14 protein-coding genes are annotated in these 17,031 nt (G+C 69.3%); 8 read left to right on the top strand and 6 right to left on the bottom strand.

Features of this window, described 5'->3' with window-relative positions; translation table 11 throughout:
- Positions 1–104 precede the first annotated feature (104 nt).
- Entirely contained in the window at positions 105–1,799 is a 1,695-nt protein-coding gene (gene asnB / locus KHF85_RS07825) for an asparagine synthase B (protein WP_284569140.1), read from the bottom strand.
- 574 nt (positions 1,800–2,373) lie between these two features.
- On the opposite strand from asnB, the gene KHF85_RS07820 reads away from it, so the two are divergent.
- On the top strand, positions 2,374–3,579 hold the full coding sequence (locus KHF85_RS07820; protein WP_284569139.1) for an aldose 1-epimerase family protein: 1,206 nt from the start codon (positions 2,374–2,376) through the stop codon (positions 3,577–3,579).
- Positions 3,580–3,681: 102 nt separating this feature from the next.
- Here the strand turns inward: KHF85_RS07820 and dapE are convergent, their stop codons facing one another.
- From dapE to map, 5 genes are all read right to left on the bottom strand, one after another.
- On the bottom strand, positions 3,682–4,809 hold the full coding sequence (gene dapE / locus KHF85_RS07815) for a succinyl-diaminopimelate desuccinylase (RefSeq protein WP_284569138.1): 1,128 nt from the start codon (positions 4,807–4,809) through the stop codon (positions 3,682–3,684).
- A 164-nt stretch (positions 4,810–4,973) separates the two neighbouring features.
- A complete protein-coding gene (locus tag KHF85_RS07810) occupies positions 4,974–5,330 on the bottom strand; it encodes an arsenate reductase (protein WP_064540192.1) in 357 nt (118 codons plus the stop codon).
- 187 nt (positions 5,331–5,517) lie between these two features.
- Positions 5,518–6,531: a 2,3,4,5-tetrahydropyridine-2,6-dicarboxylate N-succinyltransferase gene (gene dapD, locus KHF85_RS07805; protein WP_284569137.1), complete on the bottom strand. Its 1,014-nt coding sequence runs from the start codon at positions 6,529–6,531 to the stop codon at positions 5,518–5,520.
- Complete coding sequence (locus KHF85_RS07800; protein WP_284569503.1) at positions 6,531–9,137, bottom strand: [protein-PII] uridylyltransferase; 2,607 nt, start codon at positions 9,135–9,137, stop codon at positions 6,531–6,533. Before KHF85_RS07800 ends, dapD begins: the two co-directional genes overlap by 1 nt.
- 29 nt (positions 9,138–9,166) lie before the next feature.
- A complete protein-coding gene (map, locus tag KHF85_RS07795; RefSeq protein ID WP_284569136.1) occupies positions 9,167–9,943 on the bottom strand; it encodes a type I methionyl aminopeptidase in 777 nt (258 codons plus the stop codon).
- Between the two features lie 226 nt (positions 9,944–10,169).
- On the opposite strand from map, the gene KHF85_RS07790 reads away from it, so the two are divergent.
- The 7 genes from KHF85_RS07790 to rpsB all read left to right on the top strand — a co-directional run bounded on the left by KHF85_RS07790 (position 10,170) and on the right by rpsB (position 16,967).
- Positions 10,170–10,673, top strand: a complete 504-nt coding sequence (locus tag KHF85_RS07790; protein ID WP_003467162.1) for a Csu type fimbrial protein — start codon at positions 10,170–10,172, stop codon at positions 10,671–10,673.
- Between the two features lie 12 nt (positions 10,674–10,685).
- Complete coding sequence (locus KHF85_RS07785) at positions 10,686–11,423, top strand: fimbrial biogenesis chaperone (protein ID WP_284569135.1); 738 nt, start codon at positions 10,686–10,688, stop codon at positions 11,421–11,423.
- Positions 11,377–13,737, top strand: a complete 2,361-nt coding sequence (locus KHF85_RS07780) for a fimbria/pilus outer membrane usher protein (RefSeq protein WP_284569134.1) — start codon at positions 11,377–11,379, stop codon at positions 13,735–13,737. Before KHF85_RS07785 ends, KHF85_RS07780 begins: the two co-directional genes overlap by 47 nt.
- Positions 13,734–14,750, top strand: coding sequence for a Csu type fimbrial protein (locus tag KHF85_RS07775; RefSeq protein ID WP_284569133.1), 1,017 nt, complete (start codon positions 13,734–13,736; stop codon positions 14,748–14,750). The genes KHF85_RS07780 and KHF85_RS07775 overlap by 4 nt, the downstream gene beginning before the upstream one ends.
- Before the next feature lie 79 nt (positions 14,751–14,829).
- The gene (locus KHF85_RS07770; protein WP_284569132.1) at positions 14,830–15,153 is read left to right on the top strand and encodes a Csu type fimbrial protein; all 324 of its coding nucleotides are present in this window, start codon (positions 14,830–14,832) and stop codon (positions 15,151–15,153) included.
- Positions 15,154–15,867 (top strand): fimbrial biogenesis chaperone, encoded by a 714-nt coding sequence (locus KHF85_RS07765; RefSeq protein WP_284569131.1) that lies wholly within the window; start codon positions 15,154–15,156, stop codon positions 15,865–15,867. It begins immediately after the preceding gene.
- Positions 15,868–16,169: 302 nt separating this feature from the next.
- Entirely contained in the window at positions 16,170–16,967 is a 798-nt protein-coding gene (gene rpsB / locus KHF85_RS07760) for a 30S ribosomal protein S2 (protein ID WP_237650606.1), read from the top strand.
- The last annotated feature ends 64 nt before the right edge of the window (positions 16,968–17,031 follow it).

Genomic DNA, 17,031 nt, shown 5'->3' with positions numbered 1-17,031 from the left:
GCGATAAGGCGATCTGAAGCTCTACCGACTTCCGTTCTTCCGGTCCCCGGTCCCTGGTCCCTGGTCCCGACCCCGCCGGCCATTGCCGACGGGGACGCGCCGGCTCACGAAGCCAAGGCTTGCTCGTGGACCCCGGCCACCGCGCGGCCGGACGGGTCGGCGGCGTTGGCGAAGCTCGCGTCCCAGGCGATCGCCGCCGGCGAGGAGCAGGCGATCGACTTGCCGCCGGGCACGGTCTCGGCCGCGGCCGGCGTGGGGAACGCGCGCTCGAACAGCGTGCGGTAGTAATAGGCTTCCTTGGTCTGCGGCGGGTTGACCGGGAAGCGCTTGTCGGCCGCGGCCAGTTCGCGGTCGCTGACCTGCGCCTCGGCGTGCGCCTTGAGCCCGTCGATCCAGCCGTAGCCGACGCCGTCGCTGAACTGCTCCTTCTGCCGCCACAGGATCGAATCGGGCAGATAGCCTTCGAACGCCTCGCGCAACACGCCCTTTTCCATGCGCGTGGCGCCGCCGCTGGTCTTGTCGATCATCTTGTACTGCGCGTCCATGCGCATCGCCACGTCCAGGAACTCCACGTCCAGGAACGGCACGCGCGGCTCCACGCCCCAGGCCATCATCGACTTGTTGGCGCGCAGGCAGTCGTAGTTGTAGAGCGCGTCGAGCTTGCGGATCAGCTCCTCGTGGAACTCGCGCGCGTTCGGCGCCTTGTGGAAGTACAGGTAGCCGCCGAAGATCTCGTCGCTGCCCTCGCCGGACAGCACCATCTTCACTCCCATCGCCTTGATCCGCCGCGCCAGCAGGAACATCGGCGTGGACGCGCGGATGGTGGTGACGTCGTAGGTCTCGATGTGCCGGATCACCTCCGGCAACGCGTCCAGGCCTTCCTCGAAGGTGTACTCGAAGCCGTGGTGCACGGTGCCCAGCGACGCGGCGGCGATCGCCGCGGCGGCCAGGTCGGGCGAACCCTTCAGGCCGATCGCGAACGAATGCAGGCGCGGCCACCAGGCCTCGGCCTGGTCGTTGTCCTCGATGCGCTTGCGCGCGAAACGCGCCGCCACCGCCGCCACCAGCGACGAATCCAGGCCGCCGGACAGCAGCACGCCGTACGGCACGTCGGTCATCAGCTGGCGGTGCACGGCGCGCTCGAACGCCTCGCGCAGTTCCTGCTTGCTCACCTGCACGCCCTGCACCGCGGCGTAGTCGCGCCACGGCTTGCGGTAGTACTGCTGCAGTTCGCCGCTGGCGCTGTCGTAGTAATGGCCCGGCGGAAACTGGGCGACGTCGGCGCAGCTGTCGGCCAGCGACTTCATCTCCGAAGCCACGCGCAGCCGGCCCTGCTGGTCGTGGCCCCAGTACAGCGGACACACGCCCATCGGGTCGCGCGCGATCAGCACGCGCCCGGCGGCCTTGTCCCACAGCGCGAAGGCGAAGATGCCGTTGAGCCGGTTGAGCAGCGCGGCCGGCGTCTCCTCGCGGTACAGCGCATTGATCACTTCGCAATCCGAGCCGGTCTGGAACGCGTAGGGCTGGGTCAGCTGCTGCTTCAGTTCGCGGTGGTTGTAGATCTCGCCGTTCACCGCCAGCGCCAGTTGCCCGTCTGCGGACAGCAACGGCTGCGAGCCGCCGGCCGGATCGACGATGGCCAGGCGCTCATGCACCAGGATCGCGCCGTCGTCGACATACACGCCGCTCCAGTCCGGACCGCGATGGCGCTGCCGCTGCGAGCAGTCCAGCGCCTGCCGGCGCAGCGCCTGCAGGTCGTCGCCGGGTTGCAGGCCGAAGATGCCGAAGATCGAACACATGGAAAAGCTCCTGGATGGTGTGTGGGGGTAACAGGTCGTTGCGGCGATGGTCTGCAGCGGTTGCCGGCCGGCAGCGCGATGCGGGGAAAAATTTCACAAAAAATCTCACACATAAAAAAACCCGCATCGGCCGATGCGGGTTTCCTGGAGACTGGACGCGGTGTTTCGGTAGCGCCTAGTCGCAGACCCGCATCGGCCGCGCACGATTGTTCGCCAGCGCATTATTGCGGCCGTTGGCGTGGATCGGGCGGAGGGCGGACATGGAGATCATGCGGCGAACGTAACCCGGCCGGCGCAATGGCGCAACTGTTTCAAGGGCAACGATGAACACCCGCCCGCCTGCACAGCGGCGACCCAGGCAGGAGCAGCGCCGACGCGCGGTGCATGCCGTAGCCAATGCAGCCAGCGCATGGGGCTCGCAGCAACTGGCGGCACTGCGCTTGCTAGACTCGCGCACGCCGTTTTGCGGCAACCGGCAAGGCGCGTGCGCAACGTCGCGTCTGCTTGCCCTTCACGCCGTGGCCAAGGACCGTCGCGTCCCATGCCCCGGCCGCAACTCCAGAGTAGCCAAGAGATGAAAACATGTCTGATCTGGGCCGCGGCGCTGCTGCTGCCCACCACGGCGGCGGCACGCAGCATCGTGTTGACCGACACGCAGGCCAACCAGGCGCAAGGCGACTGGCGCATCGACAGCCAGGCGCTGGGAATCCATGAGCACCCCTTCAGCATCGAACAGAGCGTGCTGCACGGTGGCCGCCAGGAAGGCAGCAAGATCATCACCATCCGCAGCGAGGACGGCCTGGTCATCGTGCTGAGCCCGACCCGCGGCATGGGCCTGTTGCACGTCACCGGCAAGGGCGTACGCCTGGGCTGGGACTCCCCGGTGGACGAGGTGGTCAATCCGAATAGCATCACCCTGGAAAGCCGTAACGGCCTGGGCTGGCTGGAAGGCTTCAACGAGATGCTGGTGCGTTGCGGCTATGAATGGACCGGCCATCCGGTCACCGCGCAAGGCATGCTGTATACCCTGCATGGCCGCGCCGGCAATACGCCCGCCTCCAAGGTGATCGTGGACATCGACGAGCACGCGCCGTATGCGATCAGCGTGCGTGGGCTGCTCAAGGAGCGCAGCTTCAAGAAGTCGCAACTCGAAACCTGGACCGAATTGCGCTACGTCCCGGGCAGCAACGCGTTCACCATCCACGACGTGCTGAGCAACGCCGGCGACTATGCCCAGGACTACCAGATCATCTACCACAGCAACTTCGGGCGGCCGATTCTCGAACAAGGCGCACGCCTGCTGGCGCCGGCGCGGGAGGTGTCCCCGTTCAACGACTACGCCAAGGCCGGCCTGGACGCATGGCAACGCTACCAGGGGCCGACCCGCGGCTTCGACGAGCAGGTGTTCAACATCGCTCCCTATGCGGACAGCGCCGGCAAGACCTTGGCCGCCTTGGTCAATCGTGCCGGCGACAAGGGCGTGTCCATCGCCTTCGACACCCAGCAGTTGCCGGTGCTGACCTTGTGGAAGAACACCGATACCGAAAAAAAGGGCTATGTCACCGGAATCGAACCTGGCACCAGCTATGCCTACCCGGTGACGATCGAACGCGCGCAGGGCCGGGTGAAGCAGCTGCAGCCAGGACAGCATGCAGACTTCGAACTGACCTACACCCTGCTCGCCGATCGGGCGCAGGTGCGCGATGCGGAACAGCGCGTGACGGCGATCCAGGGAGGCCGTGCCACGACCTTGACGCCGACGCCGATGGCCAAGGAATAAGCGCGGCCAGGCGCAGGCGGGCGGCGCCGCCTGTTGCGGCCGCGAGCGTCCGGCGCGATCGCAACGGTAACCGCGGCCGCCCCAGGCGGCCGCCCCGAAGGTTCACTGCAACAGCTGCTCCAGCAATGCCAGATACAGCCCTGGCAGCGCCTCCAGGTCGGCGACGCGCACGTGCTCGTCCACCTGGTGGATGCTGGCGTTGACCGGGCCGACCTCGATGCACTGCGCGCCGAGCGGTGCGATGAAGCGCGCGTCGGAGGTACCGCCGCCGGTACTCTCTTCCGGCGCCGCGCCGGCGAAGTCCCCCAGCACCGCGCGCGCGACACTGCGCAGGCGCCCTTCCGGGGTGTAGAACGGCTCGCCGCTGCGGTGCCAGCGCAGCGTGTAGTCCAGGCCGTGGCGATCGAGCAGCGCGGCGATCTCCGCTTCCAGCCGCGGCGCGTCCCAGTGCGGGTTGTAGCGCAGGTTGAAGGCCACCTGCAGCTCGCCGGGGATCACGTTGTTGGCGCCGGTACCGGCATGCAGGTTGGAGATCTGCAGGCTGGTCGGCGGGAAACTCTCGTAACCGTCGTCCCAATGCCGCGCGACCAGCTCGGCCAGCGCCGGTGCGGCCAGATGGATCGGGTTGCGCGCCTTGTGCGGATAGGCGACGTGGCCCTGCACGCCTTTCACCAGCAGCGTGGCCGACAGGCTGCCGCGGCGGCCGACCCGCAACAGGTCGCCGAGCCGTTCGGTGGAGGACGGCTCGCCGGTGATGCACCAGTCGATGCGTTGGCCGCGCGCGCGGAAGGTCTCGGCGACCTTGCGCACGCCGTCCAGCGCGTCGCCTTCCTCGTCGGAGGTCAGCAGCAGCGCCAGCGTGCCGGGATGCTCCGGATGGGCGGCGGCGAACTGCTCGGCGGCGACCACGAACGCGGCCACCCCGCTCTTCATGTCGGCGGCGCCGCGGCCGTACAGCACGCCGTCGCGGATCTGCGGCACGAACGGATCGCTGGCCCAGGCCTCGCGCGGCCCCGGCGGCACCACATCGGTATGGCCGAGCAGCGCCAGCACCGGCGCGCCGCTGCCATGCGTGGCCCACAGGTTGTCGACGTCGCCGAAGCGCAGCGGCTCGATGGCGAAGCCGGCCCGCGCCAGCCGCTGCGCGATCAGTTCCTGGCAACCGGCGTCGTCGGGCGTCACCGACGGGCGGGCGATCAATGCGCAGGTGAGGTCAACAATATCGGTCATGGCAGAAATCACTGTAGGAGCGGCTTCAGCCGCGACAGGAACGGAGGGTGCCAGGCATGCCGGCCACTGCGCTTGATCCGGGTTTCGATGAAGTCCCGGGCGATACGGTCGCGGCTGAAGCCGCTCCTACAGGGATACAGGGAGCGAACAGCGGCGCCACCGGCTCAGCCCACGCCGAAGCGCTGCTTGAAGCCGTTGTCCGAGAAACCCTGGCTGAGCAGGCCATCGTCAGTGACCACCACCGGCCGCCGGATCAGTTGCGGGTATTCGCGCAGCAGCAGTTTCCATTCGGCCTCGGAGCCGGGCGTTTTCTTGTTGTCCGGCAACTGCCGCCAGGTGGTCGAGGATTTGTTGACCAGCGCATCGAAACCGCCGGCCTTGCCGGCCCATTCGACCAGAGTCTCCGGGCTCGGCTTGTGCTCGCGGTAATCGACGAACGCATAGGCCACGCCGAAGCGGTCCAGCCACTTGGTTGCTTTCTTGCAGGTATCGCAGTTCTTCAGTCCGTACAACGTCGTCATCGAAAATGTCCCATCGAGCGAATATAGCCCCTCTCCCAACGGCGACCGCAGGAAGTCCCCGCGGGAGAGAGGGGTTGCGGTGAGGGTACGGTGCGAAAGCGTCTGGCTGACCCAACTACACGCAGCTTCGCCCGTCCCCTCATCCGGTGCTGCGTGCAAGCTTCTCCCGATGGGAGAAGCAGATGCGTCAGTCCGCCAGGCCGCGCAGCAGATCGTTGACGCTGGTCTTGCTGCGGGTCTTGGCATCGACCTGCTTGACGATCACCGCGCAGTACAGCGAGTGCGAGCCGTCCTTGGACGGCAGCTGCCCGGACACCACCACGCTGTACGGCGGCACATAGCCGTAGGAAATCTCGCCGGTGGCGCGGTTGTAGATGCGCGTGCTCTGGCCGATGAACACGCCCATGCCGATCACGCTGTGGTGACCGACCACCACGCCTTCCACCACTTCCGAACGCGCGCCGACGAAGCAGTGGTCCTCGATGATGGTCGGGCCGGCCTGCAGCGGTTCGAGCACGCCGCCGATGCCGGCGCCGCCGGACAGGTGGCAATGCTTGCCGATCTGCGCGCACGAACCAACCGTGGCCCAGGTATCGACCATGCTGCCCTCGCCCACGTGCGCGCCGATGTTGGTGAAGCTCGGCATCAGCACCACGTCCTTGCCGAAGTAGCTGCCGCGGCGCGCAATCGCGCCCGGCACCACGCGCACGCCGGCCTTGCGGAACTCGGCCTCGTGGTAGCCGGCGAAGCGCGACTCGACCTTGTCCCAGAACGGCGCCGGCTGCGCCTCGACCACCGCCATCTCGTTGACCCGGAAGTACAGCAGCACCGCCTTCTTCAGCCATTCGTTGACCTTCCAGCCGCCATGCCCGTCGGGCTCGGCGACGCGGAACTCGCCCGCTTCCAGGCCGTCGATGACGCGGTTGACCACTGGCCGGGTCGAGCCTTCGATCTCGTCCAGGGTCAGCGCGGTGCGGCGCTCGAAGGCGCTGTCGATGGTGAACTTCAGCTCGTCGGTGCTGGGAGCGGCGGCCGGCTTGGCGCGCAGGGTCCTGGCCGGCGATTTCGGTGCGGCGCTGGGCTTGGACGGCGCGGCGGCGGCGGCGGTCTTCGTGGCCGCCGCCTTCTTCGCGGAGGTCTTGCCGGCGGCGGCGGTCTTGGCAGCAGGCTTCTTGGCGGCGGCAGGCTTCTTGGTGGCCATTAGCGGGAGTCTCCAGGCGGGGTATCGGGGTCCAGACAGGCCTGCAGTGCGGCGTGCAGCGCCTGGCGGGAGGAGTCGGGCAACGGCAGGTTGTGCTCGTCGGTGATCTGGAACACGTCCTCGGCGCGTTCGCCGAAGGTGGCGATGCGCGCGTCGTGCACGCGCAGCTGCTGGCGGCGCAGCACCTGCGCCACGTTCGACAGCAGGCCGGGCCGGTCCGGCGCGACCAGGCTCAGGCGGGTGCGGCGGCCGTCCACGCTCTCGCGGAATTCGATGCGCGGGGCGAAGCGGAAATGCCGCAGCTGGCGCGGCACCACGCGCCGCGCCGGGCGCAGCCGGGTCAGGTCGCCGGACAGCGCCTCGCGCAATGCCGCTTCCAGCTGCGCGGTGTCGCCGCTGGCGAAGGCGTCGGCCGGCATCACCTCGAAGGTATCGAAGATCGCTTCATGCGGTGCGTCGAGCACGCGCGCGCGGTGAATGCCGTAGCCGCGCCGGTCCAGGGTCATCACGATCGCGGCGAACAGGCCGTCGCGGTCCGGCGAGTAAACGAACACTTCCAGCGCGTCGTCGTCGGGGGTCACCGGGCGCACCTTGACCAGGGTGTCGCCCAGTTCCACTTCCATCAGCGAACCCGCCTGCCAGGCGAGCTGTTCGGGGCGGAAGCGCAGGAAGCTCTCGTCCGGCATGCCGGCGAACTGGCGGTCGATGACCGCATCGTCGTGGCCCTGGATGTGCATCAGCGCGCGCGTGGCCTCGCGCGCCTCCTGCACCCGCTCGGCGATCGGCCGCGGATGCTCCAGGCCGTCGCGCAGCGCGCGCCGCGCGGCGAAGTACAGGTCGGCCAGCAGCCGGTCCTTCCACGCGTTCCACAGCTTGGGGCTGGTGCCGGCGATGTCGGCGCAGGTCAGCAGGTACAGATAGTCCAGGCGCTCGCGGTCGCCGACCAGGGTGGCGAAGTGGTGGATCACGTCGGCATCGGAGATGTCCTGCTTCTGCGCGGTCACCGACATGCGCAGGTGCTGCTCGACCAGCCACACCACCAGGTCGGTATCGGCCGCGCTGAGGCCGTGGCCGGCGCAGAACGCGCGCGCATCCACCGCGCCGAGTTCGGAATGGTCGCCGCCGCGGCCCTTGGCGATGTCGTGGAACAGCCCGGCCAGCAGCAGCAGTTCCGGCTTGCGCAGCCGCGGCCACACCTCGTGCGCGATCGAGAAGCGGTCGTCGGCGCGGGCGCTGGCGAATACCGCGATGTTCTTCAGCACCATCAGCGTGTGCTGGTCCACGGTGTACACATGGAACAGGTCGAACTGCATGCGCCCGGAGACCTGCGCGAACGCCGGGATCCACTGCCCGAGCACGCCCAGCCGCGCCATCCGGGTCAGCGTCTGCACCGCGCGCGGGCCGCGCAGCAGCGCGAGGAAACGCTCGCGCGCCAGCGCGCTGGCGCCGTCGTAGGCGGGCAGTTGCGACAGCGCCTCGGCCAGCGCGCGCGCGGTCAGCGAATGCAGGCCGCGGACCTCGCCATGCGCGGCCCAGGTCGCGAACAGCGCGAACACCTGCACCGGATCGGCCTGCGGCCAGGCCTCGGCATCGGCGGCCAGATAGCCGCGGCGCAGCGAGAAGCCGGCGCCCAGCGGCTGCGGCTGCGCCTCGCCGTCGAACTGTTCTTCGAAGCGCTGCAGCAGGCGGTCGCTGAGCCGGCGCACGATCGCCGCGCTGCGGTAGAAGCGCTGCATCATCTTCTCCACGCCCAGGCTCTCGGCGTCGTCGGAGAAGCCCAGCCGCTGCGCCAGGGTCTTCTGGTAGTCGAAGCGCAGGCGCTCCTCCGGGCGGTTGGCGACCAGGTGCAGCCCGTAGCGCAAGCGGGCCAGCTCGCGGCGCTCGCGGCGCAGCGCCGCGGCCTCGTCGCTGCCGACATGGCCGAGCCCGACCAGCGGCTCCAGGTCGCGCACGCCGAACGCGCGCAGCGCCATCCAGCCCAGCGTATGCAGGTCGCGCAGGCCGCCCGGCCCGTCCTTGATGTCCGGCTCCAGGTTGTCGGCGGTGTCGCCGAAACGCTGGTGGCGGGCCTGCAGTTCCTCGCGCTTGGCCAGGAAGAAGGCGCGCGGCGGCCAGACCTGCTGCGGCGCGATCGCCGCGGCCAGCGCCGCCTTGGCGGCGGCGTCGGCAAGCAGCGGGCGCGCCTCGATCAAGGCGGTCAGCACGCTCTGGTCGGCGCAGGCGGCGGTGCATTGCGCGGCCGAGCGCACCGCGTGGCTGACCGGCACCCCGGCATGCCAGAGCAGCGCGAACAGCCGCGCCAGCGCCTGTTCGTGCGCGCGTTGGCGCTCGGATTCGCCGAACACCAGCAGATCGATGTCCGAGCGCGGGAACAGCTCGCCGCGGCCGTAGCCGCCGACCGCGTACAACGCCAGCCCGGCGTCGCGCGGCAGGCAACGGCTCCACGCATGTTTGATCAACTGGTCCAGCGCGCGTGCGCGCAGCGCCAGCAGGCGGTCGATGTCGTCGTCCTGGTCGAAGCGCTTGCACAGCCGCGCGTCGGCCTGCGCCAGCAACTGCCGCGCCGCCGCGGCCCACTCGGCATCGTCGGCGGCCGCGTCGGGCATGCCGGCATCGCTACCGGCCGGCAGCAGGCTCACGGCTCGCCGAGGTTGCCGGGCGACAGGGTCAGCACTTCCACGCCGTCCTCGGTGACCGCGATGGTGTGCTCCCACTGCGCCGACAGCTTGCGGTCCTTGGTCACCACGGTCCAGCCATCCGGCAGTACGCGGGTGTAGCGCGAACCTTCGTTGATCATCGGCTCGATGGTGAAGGTCATGCCCGGCTTCAGCACCAGGCCCTCGCCGGGCCGGCCGTAGTGCAGCACCTGCGGCTCGTCGTGGTAGACCTTGCCGATGCCATGGCCGCAGTATTCGCGCACCACGCTGAAACGCTCGCTTTCGGCGTATTGCTGGATCGCGTGGCCGATGTCGCCGAGCGTGGCGCCCGGCCGCACCGCGCGGATGCCGCGCCACATCGCCTCGTAGGTCGCCTGGACCAGCCGCCGCGCCATCACCGACGGCGTGCCGACGTAGTACATGCGGCTGGTGTCGCCATGCCAGCCGTCCTTGATCACGGTGACGTCGATGTTGACGATGTCGCCGTCCTTCAGCACCTTGCTTTCGCTGGGGATGCCGTGGCAGATCACGTTGTTCACCGAGCTGCATACCGTCTTCGGGTAGCCGCGATAGCCGATGTTGGCCGGCACCGCCTGCTGCACCTTGACGATGTGGTCGTGGCAGATGCGGTCCAGCTCGGCGGTGGTCGCGCCGGGCTTCACATGCGGCCCGATGAGGTCCAGCACCTCGGCGGCCAGGCGGCCGGCGATGCGCATCTTCTCGATGTCCTGGGGAGTTTTCAGATTGACGGTCATGCCCGCCATTATCGCTCATTCGCGGCCTTCCTGAACGCGCCGCTGCGCACTGACGGTTTTTCGGCGCCGGGCCGGGATTCCGCCGCCTTCACAAATGAAAACCGGGACAACCGCTGAACCCATCACTTTCAAAATTTAGATGCCCATCCAGAACACTGCGGATTGGCCCGCACTTTGCATTGGGTTCGGCACCGACGGACTCCGTCATTCCGAAGAGCCTCACCCCATGCAAACTCTCCACAGTGCACTCGCCATCGCCGTGTTGCTGGCCGCCGGAACCGGCGTAGCATCCGCCCAGACCGACTCGCGCACCTTCAACGTCAAGATCGTGATCACCAGCGTCTGCGACATCCAGACCGCACCGACCGACGTCGATTTCGGCAGCGTCAACTCCACCCAGACCTCGATCAACAGCACCGGCACCTTGAACGTGCGCTGCACCTCGGGCACGCCGTACAACATCGCGCTCAACGCCGGCAGCGGCTCCGGCGCGACGGTGACCGCGCGCACCATGGGCAGCGCCGATGCGGGCAACACCGCGCGCGTGCCGTACGCCCTGTACCGCAACTCGGCGCGCACCCAGAACTGGGGCTCGACCATCGGCAGCGACACCCAGGCCGGCACCGGCAATGGTGCGGTACAACCCCTGGTCGTCTACGGCCAGGTCGCCAGCACCAATTATCCTGCCGGTTCGTATAGCGACGTCGTCACCGCCACTGTCACCTGGTAACAGGAGCGTTCCATGTCCCTGCGATCCTCCTTCCCGCTGCGTTTACCGATCGCCCTGGCCGTATGGCTGGCGGCGACGCTGGCGGCGCAGGCTGCCAGCCTGCAGGTCGCGCCGACCTCCGTGCAGTTGACCGCGGAAGAGTCGGCGCAGGGGCTGTGGCTGAGCAACAGCGGCGACAAGCCGCTGCAGGCGCAGGTGCGGGTGTTCCGCTGGCGCCAGCAGGATGGCGAGGATCTGCTCGACCCCAGCGACAGGATCGCGATCAGCCCGCCGATGCTGGAACTGGCGCCGCACTCGCGGCAACTGGTGCGCATCATCCGCCTGGACGCTGCGCCCAGGAGCACCGAGGACACCTATCGGGTGCTGGTCGACGAACTGCCGGCGGCGGACGCCACGGCCAGCGCGTCCGGCCTGCAGTTCGTGCTGCGCTACTCGGTGCCGATCTTCGTCAAGCCGGCCGCCGCCGCCGCGCCCGTGCTGCAGGCGCGGCTGATCCGCGACGCCAGCGCGCCGGCCCTGGAAGTCGTCAACAACGGCAGCGAACACGCGCAACTGGTGGACCTGCATTTCGTCGCCAGCGACGGCACCCGTGCCGCGATTGCCGACGGCCTGGCCGGCTATGTATTACCGGGCCAACGCAAGCGCTGGCCACTCCCGCCTGCACTGCTGCGCGCCGACGGCGCGTTCAAGGCAACGATCAACGGTGAACCCATTGCTCAATCGCTCGCGCTGGAAGCAAAGGCTCCTTGAGCTGCTGCTGGTGCTGTGGGCGAGCGCCGCGCACCTTGCCGCCGCCCAGCCGAGCGGCCCACCGGTGGAACAGGAAACCCTGTACTTGGAAGTCACCCTCAACGAGACCCGCAAGCCCGGACTGTTCCGCTTCCAGCGCGACGGCGAACGCATGCAGGCCGAGGCCGCCACGCTGCGCCAGATCGGCCTGCGCATCGATGCCGATGCCAACGCCACGATCGCGCTGGAGAACCTGGACGGGGTGCGCTACCGCTACGACGCCGGCCTGCAGCAGCTGGCGATCGATGCGCCGGTGGCGCTGCTCGACGTGCCGCTGACCCGGATCGACGCGCAGGACAGCGGCCCGGCGCTGCCGGCGACCAGTTCGCCCGGCGCGTTGCTGGACTACGACCTGTACGCCAGCCGCCAGGGCAATGCCAGCAACCTCACCGCGAGCGGCGAACTGCGCGCCTTCGGCCTGGGCGACGGCGTGCTCGGCCGCGGCATGTTCCGCCAATCCTTCGTCGGCCGCCTGTACCGCGAGCCGCAGCGCGACTGGCGCAGCCAGGCGATCCGCCTGGACACGCAGTGGCAGTGGTCGCTGCCCGAGAGCATGACCAGCGTGGTGATCGGCGACACGCTGAGCAGCAGCACCAGCTGGAGCCGCACGTTGCGTCTGGGCGGGATCCGCGTGGGCCGCGATTTCGGCCTGCAGCCGTACCGCGTGACCACCCCGCTGCCGGAATTCCTCGGCGAAGTGACGGTGCCGTCGAACGTGGATCTGTACGTCAACGGCATCCGCCAGTACGGCTCGGAGCTGCCGGCCGGGCCGTTCCAGCTGTCCGCCGCGCCCGGCGTGGACGGCGCCGGCAACGCGCAACTGGTCATCACCGACGCCTACGGCCGCAGCCGTTCGGTCGAAATCCCGTTCTACGCCACCCAGGACCTGCTGGCCGACGGCCTGGACGACTGGTCGCTGGCGCTGGGCCGGGTCCGCGAGGGCTACGGCAGCGACGCCTTCAACTATGCCGGCGACACCGTCGCCAGCGCCAGCTGGCGCCGCGGCATCAGCGCCCGCTTCACCGCCGAGGCGCACGCCGAGGCCGGCGCCGGAGTGCGCAACGCAGGTGCCGGCGGCATCTGGCTGCTGCCGCGGGCCGGCGTGGTCGGCGCCTCGCTGGCGCACAGCCAGGGCGATGGCCGCAGCGGCCACCAGTACGCGCTCAGCTACCGCTGGAACAACGGCCGTTTCAACGTCTCGATGGACACCCAGCGCGCGCAGCCCGGCTATCGCGACGTGGCCTCGCAGTACGGCGCGCCGCCGCCGCGGATCAGCGAACGCGCGCTGGCCGGGGTCAGCTGGGAGCAGATCGGCAACGTGGCGCTGAGTTATGTGCGCCTGTCCTACCCGGACAGCGGCGACCTGCGCTACGCCAGCCTGTTCTGGACCCGCGCGCTGCCGTGGCAGTCCTCGCTCAATCTCAGCGTCAACCAGAATCTGGATCAGGCCAGCGACCGCAGCATGTACCTGGGCTGGTCGATCTCGCTCAGCGGCGCGCGCCAGGCCAGCGTCGCCCTGCAGCGGGTCGGCGACCGTCTCAGTACCGCCGCCGACCTCAGCCATTCGGCCGCCGCCGACGGCGGCAGCGGCTGGCGGCTGCAGGCGCGCAGCGGCGAGGACAGCGCCGGCGGCCTGGCCGAGGCCAGCTGGCGCGGCGAGAACGCGCGCTATGCCGCCGGCCTGGCCAGCTACGGCGGCCAGACCTACGGCTATGCCGAGGCCGCCGGCGGCGTGGCCCGGATCGGCGGCGGCTGGTTCCCCGGCCGCGATCTCGACCAGGCCTTCGCCCTGGTCTCCACCGGCGGCGTCGCCGGCGTGCCGGTGCTGCTGGAAAACCGCCCGATCGGCGTCACCGACGCGCGCGGCTTCCTGATGGTCACCCCGCTGATGGGCTGGCAGCACAACCAGGTGTCGATCGATCCGATGCAGTTGCCGCCGCAGATGCGCCCGGAGCGCATCGACCAGATCGTGGTGCCGCGCGACCGCAGCGGCGTGGTGGTGGACTTCCCGATCCGCACCAGCGACGGCGTGCTGGTGCAATTGCATGATGCGCAGAATCAGCCGCTGCCGGTCGGCAGCCGGGTGCGCGGTCCCGGCATCGACGCGGTGGTCGGCTACGACGGCGAGGCCTACCTGGAAGGCCTGAAGATCGGCCGCAACGACCTGCAGGTGGAGATGAGCGCAGGCCGCTGCCAGGTGCGCATCGAGTACACGCCGCAGCAGCGCCCGACCCGCCTGGGACCGCTGCGCTGCACCGCGGGGCCGGCGCCATGAGCCGTGCCGCATGGGGCTGCGCCGCCCTGCTGGCGCTGCTGGCGGCGCTGGCGCCGCTGCGCGCCGGCGCCGCCACCACCTGCACGGCGGTGACCACCGCGCTGGACTTCGGCACCCTCTCCACCAGCGCCGCCACCGACAGCAACGCGCAGATCACGGTGACCTGCCAGACCGGCGCGCTCAGCATCCTGGGCACGATCTACGTGCGCATGTGCCTGAACATCGGCGAGGGCGCGCAGGGCGGCGGCCTGGGCATCGCGCCGCGGCGCATGCTCAACCCGCTCAACGACAGCCTCGGCTTCCAGATGTACCGCGACAGCGCGCGCAGCCTGATCTGGGGCAGCGCGCTGAACGCCTCCACCCCGCTGCAGGTGGACCTGACCTATTCGTCGCTGGTGACCGGCGGCAGCGGCAGCGCCACCTACACCATTTATGGACGCATCCCGCTGCAGAGCGGCATCGCCACCGGGCTGTACCAGAACAACTTCAACGGGGCGTTCACCAACCTGCAGTACCGCTACGACGAACCGCTGATCGGCACCCCGGCGAGCATGCCCGCCTCTTGCACCACCGGCGGCCGCGGCGGCGCCACCGCGGTGCAGTTCCCGTTCGTGAGTTCGGTCACCGCGGCGCCGGTCTGCACCATCGCCAGCATCGCCGACCTGGACTTCGGCAGCCAGTCCGGCCTGGTCGATACCGCGCTGAACTACACCACCGCGCTGAGCATGGACTGCCGCCGGCGCACCGCCTGGCAGGTCGGCCTGGACAACGGCCAGAACGCCAGCGGCAACACCCGGCGCATGCGCAACGCCGCCGGCCAGTACCTGACCTACGAGCTGTACCGCGACGCGGCACGCAGCCAGCGTTGGGGCAGCACCCTGAACAGCGACACCCAGACCGGCACCGGTACCGGCAGTACCCAGTCGCTGACCCTGTACGGCCAGGTGCCGGCCGGGCAGACCCCGCCCCCGGGCAGCTACAGCGACGTGGTCAAGGTGACGGTGACCTACTGAGAGCTAAACGCGGACGCGGACGCGGTAAAGTTGCCTCGCCGGACGCCGTTATCTGTCGCGTCCTCCTTGGAATGCCATCATGACCGCCAGGCCGTTCATGCAATCGCTGCTGCTCGCCAGTTTTTGTGCCGTCTGCGCGAGCGCGGCGGCGCAGATTCCCGGTGCGAACGAAAACACGGCGTTCCGGGTCGGCATCCGCCTGCTGGGCAGCTGCGAGATCGACACCGCCGGCCGCAGCCAGCCCGGCGCGGCCGCCGCGCAGGTGGCCTGCAGCCGTCCGCTGCCCTACCAGGTCAGCATCGACGGCGCCGCCTCGCCCAACGCCGGTGCGCTGGCGCTGAGCCTGAGCGTGGCCAACGGAGTGCAGCGCCAGGATTCGCGCTACGCCACGGTCGCGTTCTAAGTGGACGGCCGCCATCGCGGACGCATCGCCGGCCTGCTGCTGGCGCTGTTACCGAGCCTGGCCGCGGCCGCCGGCGTGCGCATCAGCCCGACCATCGTGCAGATGCCGCCAGGCACGCAGACCGCCGAGATCTGGGTGAACAATACCCAGGACCGGCCCTGGCAGGCGCAGGCGCAGCTATATCGCTGGCATCAGGGCGAAGGCATGGAGCAGCTGCAGGCGACCGACGAGGTCCAGGTCAGCCCGCGCCTGATCGACATCCCTGCGCAGGGGCGGCAACTGCTGCGGGTGGTGCGCATCGGTCCGGCCGCGACCGACAGCGAGCTTGCCTACCGCCTGGTGCTGGAAGAACGCCCGGCCCCGGACAACAGCCCTGCGGACCCGCGCCTGCTGCTGCGCTATTCCACGCCGGTGTTCCTGTCCCCGCCCGGGACCGCGCCGAGCGCCGCGCTCAGCGTCAGCCTGGTCGCCGGTGCCTACGGCCATGAGTTGCAGGTGCGCAACCGTGGCAAGGCGCATGCGCGACTGAGCGATCTGAGCTTCATCAGCGCCGACGGCCGCCAGCTGACTCTGTTCAGCAATCTGGCCGGCTACGTGCTGGCCGGGGAACAGAAGCGCTGGCAGCTCCCGGCCGAGGTCGGGGCCGCGCGCGGCGGCCATTTCGCCGCCCGCCTCGAAAACCAGGCCGAACTGCAGCCGTTGCTGGCCGAATGAGCCGCGCTGGCCGAATGACCCGGCCTGCCCACATTTGCGCCGCAGGCCGCGGCCCGTTATAGTTCCGCGGCTGCGTTGCGCCCATCCGGGCCAGCACACCGTCCACGCCGGACGCACCGGCGAATCCACACCTGCTGCCATCGCCCGTGCCGGGGTGCTCCGCGAGGAGTTCGGTCACGTAAGGCCGCAGGGAGGCCCAACCCCGGAATCGTCGTGCACGCCCCGCAAGGGCCTGCATGTCCATGCGCGGACTCCACTCACACCGCCCGCGCATGGCCGGTTCCCCATCAGGAGTCACTGCAATGCCCCAAGTCACCATGCGTCAGATGCTGGAAGCCGGCGTCCACTTCGGCCATCAGTGCCGTTACTGGCACCCCAACATGGCCCAGTACATCTTCGGCGCGCGCGGCAAGATCCACATCATCAACCTCGAGAAGACGGTTCCGCTGTTCAACGACGCGATGAACTTCATCTCCAGCGTCGCGCAGAAGCGCGGCACCATCCTGTTCCTGGGCACCAAGCGCAGCGCCCGCGACTCGGTCAAGGAAGAAGCCGAGCGTTGCGGCCAGCCGTTCATGACCCAGCGCTGGCTGGGTGGCACGCTGACCAACTTCCGTACCGTCAAGCAGTCGGTGGCGCGCCTGAAGGAACTGGAAGCGGCCGAAACCGACGGCACCTTCGACAAACTGGTCAAGCACGAAGTGCTGACCCTGCGCCGCGAGCGCGAAAAGCTGCTGGCCTCGCTGGGCGGCATCAAGGAAATGAACCGCCTGCCCGACGCGCTGTTCGTCATCGACATCGGCCATGAAGACATCGCCATCAAGGAAGCCAAGAAGCTCGGCATCCCGGTGGTCGCGGTGGTCGACACCAACTACAACCCGGCACTGGTGGACTACGCCATCCCGGGCAACGACGACGCCATCCGTGCCGTGCAGCTGTATGCGCGCGCCGCCGCCGACGCCGTGCTGGAAGGCAAGGCCGCCGCGCCGAACGCCGCCAGCGTGCGCGAGGAAGAGTTCAGCGAAGCCGGCGACGACAAGGGCCGCGGCCCGCGCAAGAACGGCAAGAAGGCAGAAGAAGCCGCTCCCGCCGCCGAGTAACCGGCGCGCCATGCGATTGCGCGAGCATGCGCAGTCGCCACCCGGCGCGCGCTGAGCGCCCGGG

Origin of the sequence: Xanthomonas graminis pv. graminis, from assembly GCF_030168915.1 — a bacterium.
GTDB lineage: Bacteria > Pseudomonadota > Gammaproteobacteria > Xanthomonadales > Xanthomonadaceae > Xanthomonas_A > Xanthomonas_A translucens.
Note: the sequence above shows the minus strand (reverse complement) of the source record. Positions and strands in the feature narration are given on the sequence as shown.